Raw genomic sequence first — 13,466 nt, forward strand, 5'->3', positions numbered from 1 at the left:
GCCCTCACAGCTGGCAGCCGGGGCACCAGTACAGCTTGCGCCCCTGCATCGTCTCGAGCGCGATGCTCGTGCCGCAGCGGCGGCACGGCAGCCCCTCGCGCTTGTAGACCCAGTGGCGGTCGGCACGGTTCGCGAGCGCCGCGGCCCGCCGCGCGCCGCGCAGGCCGTCGATCGTGAGCATCTGGCCCGTCTCGACGCCGATGCGCAGCAGCTTCACCCAGTCGCGCCAGAGCGCGCGCAGCTCGTCGTCGGTGACGGCGCTGCCCGGCCGGTGCGGGTCGATGCGCGCGCGGAAGAGCAGCTCGGCCCGGTAGACGTTGCCGATCCCGGCGACGACCGACTGGTCCATGAGCAGCTGCCCGATGGGCTGGTTGGAGCGCGACGCGCGCGCGACGAAGCGGTCCTCGGCCTTGCGGCGCGACTCGGTCGGCGCCTCGGGGTCGGGCCCGAGCCGCTCGGCGAGCGCGGCGACCTCGGCCGGCTCGAGCACCTCGCAGACGGTCGGCCCCCGCAGGTCGGCGACGGCGGTGTCGGTGAGGATGCGCACGCGCACCTGCCCGACGGGCTCCGGCGGGAAGTCCACGGCCTCCGTCGCCGTCTCCTGCTCCCCCGCCCGCAGCCGCGCGAGGCGCGGCGCGCCGATCGACGCGATCGAGTCCTCGTGCTCGCCGTCGACGCCGGCGCGCACGGGGATGCCGCGCATGCCGGTCTGGCCCATCCGCCCGACCGCGGCGAGGATCGTCGGGTCGACGCTGATGGCGCCGGCGAAGTCCCACGCGCCGTAGATGCCGAGGTGCACGTGCAGCACGTGCGCGGGCTGGGCAGCGGTGCCGCCGAAGCCGAGCAGCAGGTGCTTGCCGATCGCCTCGGAGGAGGTGATCTCGAGCCCGTCGAGCTCGGCAGCGCCCACCTCGAACCGCCCCTGCGGGCTCGTCACCCGGGCGGTGCGCCCGACGAAGTTCGCGCCGAACTGCCGGGCGATGCGATGGACGGAGTGCCCCTCCGGCATCAGCGGATCTCGTGGCCCGCGATGCCGCCCGTGGTCTCGTACTCCCCGAGCTGCGCGATGCGGCGCGCGTGCCGCTCGGCGCCCGAGAAGGGCGTGGCGAGGAAGGCGTCGATGATCTCGAGCATCTCCTCCTCGGTGTGCTGGCGCGCGCCGACGGCCACGACGTTCGCGTCGTTGTGCTCGCGCGCGAGCCGCGCGGTCGCGAGGCTCCAGGCGAGCGCCGCGCGCACGCCCTCGACCTTGTTCGCCGCCATCTGCTCGCCGTTGCCCGAGCCGCCGAAGACGACGCCGAGCGCCTCGACGCCGTCGCGCTGGTCGCGCACGACCGCGCGCGCCGCGTTGATGCAGAACGACGGGTAGTCGTCCTCGGCGTCGTAGTCGACCGGGCCGTGGTCGACCGCCTCGTGGCCGGCGGCCTCGAGGTGGGCGACGAGCCGCTTCGAGATCTCGAAGCCGGCGTGGTCGGTGGCGATGTGGACGCGCATCACGCCTCCTCTGCGCCGAAGACCGGCCCGCGGGTGCGCGAGCGCTTGAGCTCGAAGAAGCCGTCGACGGATGCGGCGGCGACGATGCCGTCGAACATGCGGAGCGCCTCCTCGCCGGTAGGCGCGGGGCTGACGACGGGGCCGAAGAACGCGACGTCGTCGACGGCGATCACGGGCGTGCCGACGTCGTCGCCGACGAGCTCGATGGCGCGGCCGTGGCTGTCGCGCAGCGCCTCGTCGTGCGCATCCGTCTCGCTCGCGAGCGCGGCGTCGAGCCCCACCTCGGCGAGCGCCTCGGCGATGATCGCGTCGTCGTCGTTGCGGCCGTCGGGGTGGATCCGCGTGCCGAGCGCGTCGTACAGGGGCTTCACGACGGCGTCGCCGCCCGCGGCGCGCGCGGCGGTGACGAGGCGCGTGAGGCGCATCGAGCGCGGCATGCGCGCGGCGTACGACTCGGGCAGGTCGCGGCCCTCGTTGAGCACCGCGAGGCTCATCACCTGCCAGTCCACGTCGAGGCCGCGCACGTCGGCGACCTCGCCCAGCCAGCGGCTGGTCATCCACGCCCACGGGCAGGTCGGGTCGAACCACATGCGCACGCGCTGCGGCTGGTCTGCGGGGGCCTCGATCGTCATGGCTCGATGCTACCGAGGGCACGGCGGGCGCCCGTCGCCGCGCCACTACGCTGGAGCGCACCAGCACACACTGCCGAAGGAGTCCCGCGTGCCCGGAGAGAACCTCACCCGCACCGAAGCCCAGGAGCGCGCAGCGCTCGTCGAGGTCGACGGCTACGACGTCGCGCTCGACCTGACGACCGGGGACGAGGTGTTCCGCTCGACGACGACGGTGCGCTTCCGCGCCCAGGACGGCGCATCCACGTTCATCGACCACATCTCCAAGCAGGTGCACTCGGTCACGCTGAACGGCGCCGAGCTCGACGTCGCCGCCGTGAACGACGGCGTGCGCATCCAGCTCGAGGGCCTCCAGGCCGAGAACGAGCTGACCGTCGTCTCCGACGCGATGTACGTCAACACCGGCGAGGGCCTGCACCGCTTCGTCGACCCGGTCGACGGCGAGGCCTACCTCTACTCCCAGTTCGAGGTGCCCGACTCGCGCCGCGTGTTCGCGGTGTTCGAGCAGCCCGACCTCAAGGCCGAGTTCCGCTTCACCGTCACGGCGCCCGCCGCGTGGCAGGTCGTGTCGAACCAGCCCACGCCCGAGCCGGTCGTCGAGGGCGACACCGGCACCTGGGCCTTCGAGCCGACGCCGCGCATCTCGAGCTACATCACCGCGCTCGTCGCGGGCCCCTACACGGTCACCCGCTCCGAGCTCACCTCGAGCGACGGCCGCACCATCCCGCTCGGCATCTTCTGCCGCGCTTCGCTCGCCGAGCACATGGACGCCGACTACCTGTTCGACATCACCCGCAAGGGCTTCGCGTTCTTCGAGGACCAGTTCGGCGTCCCCTACCCGTTCGAGAAGTACGACCAGCTCTTCGTGCCCGAGTTCAACGCGGGCGCGATGGAGAACGCCGGATGCGTGACGTTCACGGAGTCGTACGTGTTCCGCGCGCAGGTGACCGACGCCATCCGCGAGCGCCGCGTCGTCACGGTGCTGCACGAGCTGGCCCACATGTGGTTCGGCGACCTCGTCACGATGCGCTGGTGGAACGACCTGTGGCTCAACGAGTCGTTCGCCGAGTGGGCGTCGACCCTCGCCACCGCCGAGGCGACCGAGTGGACGGGCGCGTGGACGACGTTCCAGGCCATGGAGAAGACCTGGGCGTACCGCCAGGACCAGCTGCCCTCGACGCACCCGATCGTCGCCGAGATCCGCGACCTCGAGGACGTGCAGGTCAACTTCGACGGCATCACCTACGCCAAGGGCGGCTCGGTGCTCAAGCAGCTCGTCGCCTGGGTGGGCCTCGAGTCGTTCATGCAGGGCGTCGGCGCCTACTTCCGCAAGCACGCGTGGGGCAGCACCGAGCTCACCGACCTGCTCTCGGAGCTCGAGGCCGCGAGCGGCCGCGACCTCGGCGACTGGAGCCGCAAGTGGCTCGAGACGGCCGGCGTCAACACGCTGCGCCCGAAGATGGAGCTCACCGCCGACGGCATCATCTCGTCGTTCGCGATCGAGCAGACGGCGCCGGCCGAGTGGCCGACGCTCCGCCCGCACCGCATCGCCGTCGGCTTCTACGAGCTCGAGGAGGAGGTGCTGCGCCGCACCCACCGCGTCGAGCTCGACATCGACGGCGAGTCGACCGACGTGCCGCAGCTGGCCGGCCACCTGCGGCCCGCGCTCATCCTGCTGAACGACGACGACCTCGCCTACGCGAAGATCCGCCTCGACGACGAGTCGATGGCCACCGCGATCGAGCACCTGCGCGACATCGAGGAGCCCCTCGCCCGGGCGCTCGTGTGGGGCGCGGCCTGGGACGCGACCCGCGACGCCGAGACCCCGGCGAGCGACTACGTCGACCTCGTGCTCGCGAACATCGGCGCCGAGACCGAGTCGACGATCATCCGCCTCGCCCTCGCGCAGCTGGCGCAGGCCGCCCGCACCTACGTGCACCCCGAGCGCCGCGCGGCGACCATCGAGCGCGTCGGCGACGCGCTGTGGCAGCTCGCCGAGCAGGCTCAGCCCGGCTCGGACGCGCAGTTCCAGTTCGTCGGCGCCTTCGCCGGTCTCGCCTCGACCGACGCGCACGCCGCGGCGCTGCGGGGCCTCCTCGACGGCACGCGCACGCTCGAGGGCCTCGCGATCGACGCCGACCTGCGGTGGCAGCTGCTCGACGGCCTGGTGCTGAACGGCGCCGCCGGCGAGGAGGAGATCGCCGCGGAGCTCGCGAGCGACGACACCGCGACCGGCCGGCAGTTCGCCGCCCGGGCTCGCGCGACCGTCCCCACGGCCGAGGGCAAGGAGGCCGCGTTCGCGTCGGTCGCCGACGAGGCGGGCGCGTCGAACATGATCGTGCGCTACACCGGCCTCGGCCTGCAGCACGTGAACGACGCATCGTCGCTCGAGCCGCTCGTCGCCCGGTACCACGCCGCCATCCAGCCGATCTGGGACTCCCGCACCTACCAGGTGGCCGAGGGCCTGCTCGTCGGCCTCTACCCGGCGGTGCTCGCCGACGAGCGGCTCGCGGAGGCGACCCGCGCGTGGCTCGCCGACAACGAGTCGGCCGTGCCGGCGCTGCGCCGCATCGTGGTCGAGCACCTCGCCGGCGTCGAGCGGGCGCTCAAGGCGCAGCAGCGGGACGCGTGACCGGAGGGCCTCGTGGGTGACGTGAGCTGGAGCTCGTTCGGCGAGTGGTGGCAGACCTGGGGCGCGCCGATCGGCGTGCTGCTGGTCGTCGTCGGCGCCTTCATCGCGTTCTGGATCGTGAAGGCCGTCATCGGCCGCGTCGTCCACGAGGTCGTCACCGGCGTCAAGCGCCGGGCCGACGCCGCCGACACCGAGGCGCTCAGCAGCTCGCCGCTCGCGCAGGTGCGCGTCGTGCAGCGCACCCGCGCGATCGGCAGCGTGCTGAACACGATGGTCGCCTGGGTGATCACGGCGCTCGCGCTCATCCTGATCCTCAGCATCCTGGGGGTGAACGCCGGGTCGCTCGTCGCGATGGCGGGCTTCCTCGGCGCCGCCGCCGGCATCGGCGCGCAGGGCGTCATCAAGGACTTCCTGAACGGCCTGTTCATGGTGTTCGAGGATCAGCTCGGCATCGGCGACGTCGTCGACCTCGGCGAGGCCTCCGGCGTCGTGGAGTCGGTCGGCATCCGCGTCACGCAGGTGCGCGACGTGCACGGCACGCTCTGGTACGTGCGCAACGGCGAGATCGTCCGCGTCGGCAACAAGTCGCAGGGCTGGGCGCGCGCGATCATCGACCAGGCCGTGCCGTACCACGCCGACGTCGACGCGGTCGAGCAGCGCCTGCTCGACGTCGCCACCGAGATGAGCGAGTCGCCCGAGTGGGTCGGCCGCATCATCGACAAGCCCGAGACGTGGGGCATCGAGTCGGTGTCGGCCGAGGCGGTCGTCATCCGGCTCGTGGTGAAGACCCGCGCGAGCGCGAAGGACGACGTCGCGCGCGAGCTGCGCCGCCGCGTCAAGGCGGGGCTCGACGACCTCGGCGTCGAGCTGCCGTCGCTGCAGAAGGTCGTCGTGCAGGGGCTCGGCGAGCAGCCGCCGAAGGGCGGGCAGGCATGACGCAGACCCTCCACGACGCCGTCGGCGGCAGCCCGTTCTTCGCGCGCCTCGTGCACGAGTTCTACGAGCGCGTGTGGCAGGACGACGTGCTCCGCCCGATGTACCCGCAGGACGACCGAGCCGGCGCCGAGGATCGCTTCCGCATGTTCCTCGAGCAGTACTGGGGCGGCTCGACGGCCTACAGCGAGCAGCGCGGGCACCCGCGGCTGCGCATGCGCCACGCGCCGTTCCCCGTCGACCCCGACGCGCGCGAGCGGTGGCTCGCGTGCATGCGCGGCGCGCTCGACGTGGTCGACCCCGCGCCGCTGCACCGCGCCGAGCTCGACGACTACTTCGAGCGCGCCGCGACGGCGATGCTCAACCGCAACCCGCTCATCCGCTGAGAAGGAGACCGCCGTGGCCGCAGCAGAGGACGTCGTCGTCATCGGAGCGGGCCTCGCCGGCCTCGTCACCGCGTGCGAGGCGCTCGACCGCGGCCGCACGGTGCGCATCGTCGAGCAGGAGGGCCCCCGCTCGATCGGCGGGCAGGCGTTCTGGTCGTTCGGCGGCCTGCTGCTCGTCGACTCCCCCGAGCAGCGCCGCCTCGACATCCACGACTCGCTCGAGCTCGCGCGCGACGACTGGGCGCGCAGCGCTGGCTTCGACCGGGCCGAGGATGCGTGGGGCCGGCGGTGGGCGGAGGCCTACCTCGAGTTCGCCTACCGCGACCTCTCCCCCTGGCTGCGCTCGCTCGGCGTGCGCCTCTTCCCCGTCGTCGGGCACGCCGAGCGCGGCGCCCGCACGCCCGGGGGCCACGGCAACACCGTGCCGCGCTTCCACATCGTCTGGGGCACCGGCCCCGGCGTCGTCGCGCCCTTCACGCGCCGGCTGCGCGACGCCGGCGCCGACGGGCGCGCGCGCCTCTCCTTCCGGCACCGCGCGACGCGCCTGCTCGTCGAGGACGGCCGGGTCGTCGGCGTCGCCGGCGACCGGCTGGCCGACGACCTGACGGTGCGCGGCGAGCCGTCGAGCCGGGAGGCCATCGGTGCCTTCGAGGTGCGCGCCGAGTCGGTGGTGGTCGCGACGGGCGGCATCGGCGGCGAGCTCGAGCGGGTGCGGGCGCTCTGGCCCGCGCGCCTCGGCGCGGCGCCGCGCCAGGCGGTGCGCGGCGTGCCGCTGCACGTCGACGGCTCCGGGCTCCGGCTCGCCGTCGACGCGGGCGCGCGGCTCGTGAACGAGGACCGGATGTGGCACTACACCGAGGGCATCGCCAACTGGGATCCGATCTGGCCCGACCACGGCATCCGCATCCTCCCCGGGCCCTCGAGCCTCTGGCTCGACCACCGGGGCCACCGGCTGCCCTCCCCCAACTACCCCGGCTTCGACACGCTCGCGACGCTCGAGCACCTGCGCTCCGTCGGCGCCGAGCACTCGTGGTTCGTGCTCACGCAGTCGATCGTCGAGAAGGAGTTCACGCTCTCGGGCTCCGAGCAGAACCCCGACCTGACCGGCAGGAGCATCCCGCGCCTGCTGCAGCGGGTGCTGCCGGGCGCGCCCGCACCGGTGCAGGCGTTCCTCGACCACGGCGAGGACTTCGTCGTCGCCGGCAGCCTCACCGAGCTGCTCGACGGCATGGAGCGGCTCGGCGGCGACGGCGCGCTCGACCGGGCCGCCGTCGTCGCGGCGATCGAGGAGCGCGACGCGGCCGTCGCCGATCCCGCCTCCCACGATCCGCAGGCGGTCGAGATCCGCCGCGCCCGCGAGTACGTCGGCGACCGGCTCGTGCGCACCGCGGCGCCGCACCGCATCCTCGACGAGCGCCACTGGCCGCTCATCGCCGTGCGCCTGCGCACCCTCACCCGCAAGACCCTCGGCGGCATCCAGACCGACCTCGACTCGCGCGCGCTCGGCGCCGACGGCGCGCCGGTGCCCGGCCTCTTCGCCGTGGGCGAGGCGGCCGGCTTCGGCGGCGGCGGCGTGCACGGCTACCGGGCGCTCGAGGGCACCTTCCTCGGCGGCTGCCTGCACACCGGCCTCCGCGCCGGCCGCGCGGTCTGAGGCGCGGACGGCAGAGCGCCCCGTCCGCTCGGGACGGGGCGCTCCTGTCGGGTCGTCAGCGGCTGAAGTTGCCGCGGTAGTACTCGTACACCCAGCCGACCATGACGATGGCCAGCAGGCCCGCGCCGATGGGGATGAGGAACGTGGGGCCTGCGAGCGACAGGAACATCACCGCGAGGGCGCCGGCGAGCGCGATCGGCCACCAGCTCCACGGCGAGTAGTGCCCCTGGTCGGGGTCGTCCTCGTCGAGCTCGGCGTCGAGGCGGTCCATCGCGAGCTCGCCGTGCTGGCCGCGGTGCACGAGCACGAGGTAGAAGGCGATGAGCGTGCACATCACGCCCACGAGCGCCATGCCCAGCGTCCCGGCCCACTCGATGCGGCCGTCGTAGGAGCCCATGTGCCAGACCGTGTAGACGGCGGCGCACAGGTAGAAGAAGACGGCGATGATGGTCAGGATGACGATGTTCGAGCGCATGTCAGCGGACCTCGTCCTTCTGCAGGTCGACCACGGGTCGGTTCGGGGCGTCCTTCAGCGGTCCGACGCCGTACTGCGGGCCCGCGTTCGGGTGGTGCAGGTCGAACGCCGGCGACTCCGAGCGGATGCGCGGGATGGCGTGGAAGTTGTGCCGCGGCGGCGGGCAGCTCGTCGCCCACTCGAGCGAGCGGCCGGTGCCCCACGGGTCGTCGACGGTCACGCGCGGCGCGGTGCGGGCCGTGATCCACACGTTCCAGAGGAACGGCACCATCGAGAGGCCGAGGAGCATGGCGCCCACGGTCGACAGCTGGTTCATCCACGTGAAGCCGTCCTCCGCCAGGTACGTGTAGTACCGGCGCGGCATGCCGATGACACCCAGCCAGTGCTGCACCAGGAACGTCATGTGGAAGCCGATGAACAGCATCCAGAAGTGCACGTGGCCGAGGCGGTCGTTCAGCATCTTGCCGGTCCACTTGGGCCACCAGAAGTAGAAGCCCGAGAACATCGCGAACACGACCGTGCCGAAGACGACGTAGTGGAAGTGCGCGACCACGAAGTAGGTGTCGGAGATGGCGAAGTCGAGCGGCGGCGACGCGAGGATCACGCCCGTCAGGCCGCCGAAGGTGAACGTGACGAGGAAGCCGAACGCCCACAGCATGGGAGACTCCCACGTGATCGAGCCGCGCCACATCGTGCCGATCCAGTTGAAGATCTTCACGCCGGTCGGCACCGCGATGAGCATCGTCATGAGCGAGAACCACGGCAGCAGCACGGTGCCCGTGACGTACATGTGGTGCGCCCACACCGTCACCGACAGCGCGGCGATGGAGATCGTCGCTCCGACGAGCGTGTTGTAGCCGAAGATCGGCTTCCGCGAGAAGACCGGGATGACCTCGGAGATGATGCCGAAGAACGGCAGCGCGATGATGTACACCTCGGGGTGCCCGAAGAACCAGAACAGGTGCTGCCAGAGCACGGCGCCGCCGTTGGCAGGGTCGAAGATGTGACCGCCGAAGATGCGGTCGATCGCGAGGCCGAACATGGCCGCCGCGAGCACCGGGAAGACGATGATCACGAGCAGCGAGGTGATGAGCACGTTCCACGTGAAGATCGACATGCGGAACATCGTCATGCCGGGCGCGCGCATCGTGATGATCGTGGTGATGAAGTTGACACCGCCCATGATCGTGCCGAAGCCCGACAGCGCGAGGCCCAGCACCCAGAGGTGGCCGCCGATGCCCGGCGAGAACGCGGTGGTGCTCAGCGGCGTGTAGGCGAACCAGCCGAACGAGGCCGCACCCTGCGGCGTCAGGAAGCCGCCGATCGCGATGAGCGAGCCGAAGGTGAACAGCCAGTACGCGAGGGCGTTGAGGCGCGGGAACGCGACGTCGGGCGCGCCGATCTGCAGCGGCATGAGCACGTTGGCGAAGCCGGCGAAGAGCGGCGTCGCGAACATCAGCAGCATGATCGTGCCGTGCATCGTGAAGAGCTGGTTGTACTGCTCCTCCGTGGGCACGACCTCGAGGCCCGGCGCGAAGAGCTGCGCGCGGATGAGCAGCGCCATGACGCCGCCGAGGAGGAAGAAGAGGAACGAGGTGCCGAGGTACAGGTACCCGATCGTCTTGTGGTCGGTGGAGGTGATCCACTTGACCAGCGTGTTGCCCTTGCGCTCAGCGCTGCGGCTGATCGCGGGGCGCGTCGCCGTGGCGGTCATCAGTCGTCCTCGCCTTCGTTGGTGGTGTCAACGCTCTCGTCGCGGCCAGGGTCGATGCTGTCGTCGCCCGTGAACGGGTTGACCGACTCGTCGATGGCGCCGACGTTGCCCTCGGCCTCGAGGCTCTCGAGGTAGGCGTCGTACTCCTCGGGGCTCACGAGCTCGACGTTGAAGAGCATGAGCGAGTGGTACTCGCCGCAGAGCTCGGCGCACTTGCCGCGGTACACGCCCTCCTGATCGCCGGTCTCGAAGTACATGTGGTTCGTGACGCCCGGGAGCATGTCCTTCTTGTAGAGGAACTCGACGACCCAGAAGGAGTGGGCGACGTCGCGCGACTCGAGCGTGATCTCGATCGTGGAGTTCGTCGGGAGGTACAGCGTCGGGAGCGAGCTCGCGTCGATGAGGTTCGACTCAGGGTCGTTCTGCGCCTGGATGCCCTGGTAGTAGACCGGGTCCTGGCCGTCGCGCTCGTAGACGAAGTCCCACGCCCAGCGCTTGCCGTAGACGGTGAGCGAGTAGTCGGGGTCGTCGATCGGCTCCTCGATGATCGCCTGGTCGCGCGCCGTGAACGCGAAGAAGCCGGCGACGAGGATCACGGGGACGATCGTGAAGAAGATCTCGATCGGCATGTGGTACCGCAGCTGCACCGGCAGGCCAGTCTGGCCCTTGCGGCGGCGGTACGCGATCGCGGCCCAGATCATGAGGCCCCACGTGACGATGCCGACGCCCAGCAGCACGATCCAGGAGGTCGTCCACAGGCCCATGATCCGGTCGACGTGGTTCGTCAGACCCGGCTCGCTCGGCATCCACCCCTGCAGCTGCGCCTGCGTGCAGCCGGCGAGCGCGAGGGCGGCGACCACCGCGACCGGGGCGGCGATCCAACGAGATCGACGATTGCGCAATGTCTTCCTCCGAGTCGGTGAGCAGTCACCTCGATCCTAGTACCCACAGAGGGCGCTCAGGCTCCTGCCACGCGCCTCCGAGGCGCCCCTGGAACGCGACGACGCCGCCGATCCCAAGGGATCGGCGGCGTGTCGCGGCGGGCTGCTCGCGCGGCCTAGTGGAAGGAGTCGCCGCACGCGCAGCTGCCCTGCGCGTTGGGGTTGTCCATCGTGAAGCCCTGCTTCTGGATCGAGTCCTCGAAGTCGATGGTCGAGCCGTCGAGGTAGGGCACGCTCATGCGGTCGACGATGACCTCGACGCCGTCGAAGTCGCGCACGACGTCGCCGTCGAGCTTCCGCTCGTCGAAGTAGAGCTGGTAGATCAGCCCCGAGCATCCGCCGGGCTGCACGGCCACGCGCAGGCGCAGGTCGTCCCTGCCCTCCTGGTCGAGCAGGCGGCGCACCTTGTCGGCGGCCGTCTCCGTGAGCATGACGCCATGGGTCGCGAGATCGGTCATCTGCGGCTCCTCTCCGGTCTCCGTCGGGGCAACGCCCGACCCGTCCAGTCTATTCCGCGCGGTCGCCGGCCCGCGCGAGCAGCAGCGCCTCCGCGCCGATCGCGCGCCGCAGCACGCCGAGGTGCTGCGACTCGTTGGGGCTGTGCGCCATCGTGCCCGGGTCCTCGACGCCCGTCACCAGGATCTGCGCGCCGGGGAACTGCGCGACGAGGTCGGCGATGAACGGGATGGAGCCGCCGATGCCGGTCTCGACCGCCTCCGCGCCCCACGCATCCGCCATCGCCCGCTTGGCCTCGGTCGCGCCCCAGCCGCTCGCGTCGACGAGGAAAGGGTCTCCGAGGTCGATGCTGTCGAGCTCGATGTGCGCGCCGAACGGGGCGTGCGCGCGCAGGTGGCGCTCGATCGCCGCGAAGGCGTCGGCGGCCGACTGGCCGGGCGCGATGCGCGTCGAGAGGCGGAACCGCATCGTCGGGAGGATGGTGTTGGATGCGTCGGGCACGCTGGGCGCGTCGACCCCGGTGATCGTCGCCGACGGCTTGGCCCAGAGGCGCGCCAGCAGCGGGCCGGTGCCGACGAGCTGCACGCCGTCGAGCAGCGCCGCCTCGGCGCGCAGGTGCTCCTCCGACTGCTCGGGGACGTCGAGGTCGGCCTCGGTGAGGCCCTCGATGGCGACCGAGCCGTCGTCGTGCCAGAGGGTCGCGGCGAGCTTCGAGAACGCCATCATCGCGTCGGGCACCGCGCCGCCGACCATGCCGGAGTGGCTCGCGTGGCCGAGCGTCGTGATGCGCACGTTGAGCGCGACGTTGCCGCGGAGCGCCACGGTGAGCGACGGCACCTCGGTCGACCAGTTGTCGCTGTCGGCCACGACGATCACGTCGGCCTCGAGCGCCTCGGCGTGCTGCTCGAGGAAGCGCTGGAAGGAGCGCGAGCCGTGCTCCTCCTCCCCCTCGATGAACAGCGCGAGGCCCACCTCGGGCTCGACGACCTCGGCGAGCGCGCGGATCGCGGCGATGTGCGCGATGACGCCCGCCTTGTCGTCGGAGGCGCCGCGGCCGTGGAGGCGCCCGTCGATCTCGGTCGGCTCGAACGGCGGCGTGCGCCACAGGGCCTCGTCGCCCCAGGGCTGCACGTCGTGGTGGGCGTAGAGCAGGATCGACGGGCGGCCGGCGCGGGCGGGTCGGGTCGCGAGCACCGCCGGCTGGCCGAGCTCGTCGGTGTCGCCGATCGGGGCGCGCTCGATCGAGACGCGCTCGAACACGCCCGTCCCCTCCGCGAGGGCGGCCACCGCCTCCGCGCTCGCCTGCACGTGCGCCGCGTCGTAGGCGTCCCACGACACGCTCGGGATGCGCACGAGCGCCTTCAGGTCGTCGACGGCGCGGTCGAAGCCGGCATGGACGGCGGCGAGGACGGCCCGGTCGCGCTCGGAGAGCTCGGCGCCCGGGCGCGCGGGGAGGGAGTCAGCGGGGGAAGCAGTCATGCGCACGATCCTAGGCGTCGGCGGGAGGGCGGCGGCGGTAGGATGGGTCGATCCAGCCCCCAGCGAGAAGGACCTCCACGTGCCGCTGTTCAGCCGCTCCGACGCCAGCAAGCAGCCCCAGCCGGGGACCGAGGTGCGTCGCACGCCGAAGCAGTCGGAGCAGGTCGCCCGCAACCGCCGCCCCCTCGTCCCCGAGGACCGCAAGGAGGCGCGGCGCCAGGTGCAGGAGAAGATGCGCAGCGAGCGCGAGAAGGCTCGCCGCGGCTTCGAGTCCGGCGACGAGAAGTACCTGCCGGCGCGCGACAAGGGTCCGGTGCGGCGCTACGTGCGCGACTGGGTCGACGCCCGCCTCTCGATCGGCACCGCCGCGATGCCGATGATGATCGTCGTGCTCGTCATGACGTTCGTCAACGACCCGCAGTGGCGCCTCATCGCCAACCTCGTGCTGTGGGGCTTCGTCGCCGTCGTCGTGCTCGACTCGGTCGTGATGGCGTGGCAGCTGCGTCGCGCGCTGCGCGCGAAGTTCGGCGAGAAGGACGCGAAGGGCCACGGCTGGTACGCCACCATGCGCGCCGTGCAGCTGCCGTTCATGCGCATGCCGAAGCCCAAGACCAAGCTCTTCCAGCAGCCGGAGTGAGCGCTGCGGCGCGAGCCGCCGCCTCACCCCTGCGCG

Annotated in this window: 13 protein-coding genes; 5 read left to right on the plus strand and 8 right to left on the minus strand. The window is 71.9% G+C overall.

Annotation, left to right across the window (positions count from 1 at the left end):
- Nucleotides 1-4 precede the first annotated feature (4 nt).
- From FQ330_RS10985 to FQ330_RS10995, 3 genes are read right to left on the minus strand one after another with little or no spacing between them, the layout of a single operon-like run.
- Complete coding sequence (locus tag FQ330_RS10985; protein WP_146357529.1) at nt 5-1,009, minus strand: Fpg/Nei family DNA glycosylase; 1,005 nt, start codon at nt 1,007-1,009, stop codon at nt 5-7.
- Nucleotides 1,009-1,494: a ribose-5-phosphate isomerase gene (locus FQ330_RS10990; protein ID WP_146357531.1), complete on the minus strand. Its 486-nt coding sequence runs from the start codon at nt 1,492-1,494 to the stop codon at nt 1,009-1,011. Before FQ330_RS10990 ends, FQ330_RS10985 begins: the two co-directional genes overlap by 1 nt.
- Nucleotides 1,494-2,126 carry a mycothiol-dependent nitroreductase Rv2466c family protein gene (locus tag FQ330_RS10995; RefSeq protein ID WP_146357533.1) on the minus strand — a complete coding sequence of 211 codons (633 nt, stop codon included), beginning with the start codon at nt 2,124-2,126 and terminating at the stop codon, nt 1,494-1,496. The genes FQ330_RS10990 and FQ330_RS10995 overlap by 1 nt, the downstream gene beginning before the upstream one ends.
- Before the next feature lie 88 nt (nt 2,127-2,214).
- Between FQ330_RS10995 and pepN the strand changes: the two genes are divergently transcribed.
- The 4 genes from pepN to FQ330_RS11015 are packed head-to-tail and all read left to right on the plus strand — an operon-like array spanning nt 2,215 to nt 7,728.
- Nucleotides 2,215-4,755 carry an aminopeptidase N gene (gene pepN, locus FQ330_RS11000; RefSeq protein ID WP_146357535.1) on the plus strand — a complete coding sequence of 847 codons (2,541 nt, stop codon included), beginning with the start codon at nt 2,215-2,217 and terminating at the stop codon, nt 4,753-4,755.
- Nucleotides 4,756-4,767: 12 nt separating this feature from the next.
- On the plus strand, nt 4,768-5,691 hold the full coding sequence (locus FQ330_RS11005; RefSeq protein WP_146357537.1) for a mechanosensitive ion channel family protein: 924 nt from the start codon (nt 4,768-4,770) through the stop codon (nt 5,689-5,691).
- Nucleotides 5,688-6,074, plus strand: coding sequence for a globin (locus FQ330_RS11010; RefSeq protein WP_146357539.1), 387 nt, complete (start codon nt 5,688-5,690; stop codon nt 6,072-6,074). Before FQ330_RS11005 ends, FQ330_RS11010 begins: the two co-directional genes overlap by 4 nt.
- 13 nt (nt 6,075-6,087) lie before the next feature.
- On the plus strand, nt 6,088-7,728 hold the full coding sequence (locus tag FQ330_RS11015) for an FAD-binding dehydrogenase (RefSeq protein ID WP_146357541.1): 1,641 nt from the start codon (nt 6,088-6,090) through the stop codon (nt 7,726-7,728).
- Between the two features lie 55 nt (nt 7,729-7,783).
- Here FQ330_RS11015 and ctaF read toward each other — a convergent pair whose 3' ends face one another.
- The 5 genes from ctaF to FQ330_RS11040 all read right to left on the minus strand — a co-directional run bounded on the left by ctaF (nt 7,784) and on the right by FQ330_RS11040 (nt 12,793).
- Entirely contained in the window at nt 7,784-8,203 is a 420-nt protein-coding gene (gene ctaF / locus FQ330_RS11020) for an aa3-type cytochrome oxidase subunit IV (protein ID WP_128188500.1), read from the minus strand.
- 1 nt (nt 8,204) lies between these two features.
- Nucleotides 8,205-9,917, minus strand: coding sequence for an aa3-type cytochrome oxidase subunit I (gene ctaD, locus FQ330_RS11025; protein ID WP_146357543.1), 1,713 nt, complete (start codon nt 9,915-9,917; stop codon nt 8,205-8,207).
- On the minus strand, nt 9,917-10,819 hold the full coding sequence (ctaC, locus tag FQ330_RS11030; RefSeq protein ID WP_225792826.1) for an aa3-type cytochrome oxidase subunit II: 903 nt from the start codon (nt 10,817-10,819) through the stop codon (nt 9,917-9,919). Before ctaC ends, ctaD begins: the two co-directional genes overlap by 1 nt.
- 155 nt (nt 10,820-10,974) lie before the next feature.
- Nucleotides 10,975-11,316, minus strand: a complete 342-nt coding sequence (locus tag FQ330_RS11035) for a HesB/IscA family protein (RefSeq protein WP_128188502.1) — start codon at nt 11,314-11,316, stop codon at nt 10,975-10,977.
- 49 nt (nt 11,317-11,365) lie between these two features.
- Nucleotides 11,366-12,793: a M20/M25/M40 family metallo-hydrolase gene (locus FQ330_RS11040; protein WP_146357545.1), complete on the minus strand. Its 1,428-nt coding sequence runs from the start codon at nt 12,791-12,793 to the stop codon at nt 11,366-11,368.
- Here FQ330_RS11040 and FQ330_RS11045 point away from each other — a divergent pair.
- Nucleotides 12,792-13,430, plus strand: a complete 639-nt coding sequence (locus tag FQ330_RS11045) for a DUF3043 domain-containing protein (protein WP_146357548.1) — start codon at nt 12,792-12,794, stop codon at nt 13,428-13,430. The two genes, FQ330_RS11040 and FQ330_RS11045, sit on opposite strands and share 2 nt — an antisense overlap.
- Nucleotides 13,431-13,466 lie beyond the last annotated feature (36 nt).

This window comes from Agrococcus sediminis (assembly GCF_007923295.1).
Classification (GTDB): domain Bacteria; phylum Actinomycetota; class Actinomycetes; order Actinomycetales; family Microbacteriaceae; genus Agrococcus; species Agrococcus sediminis.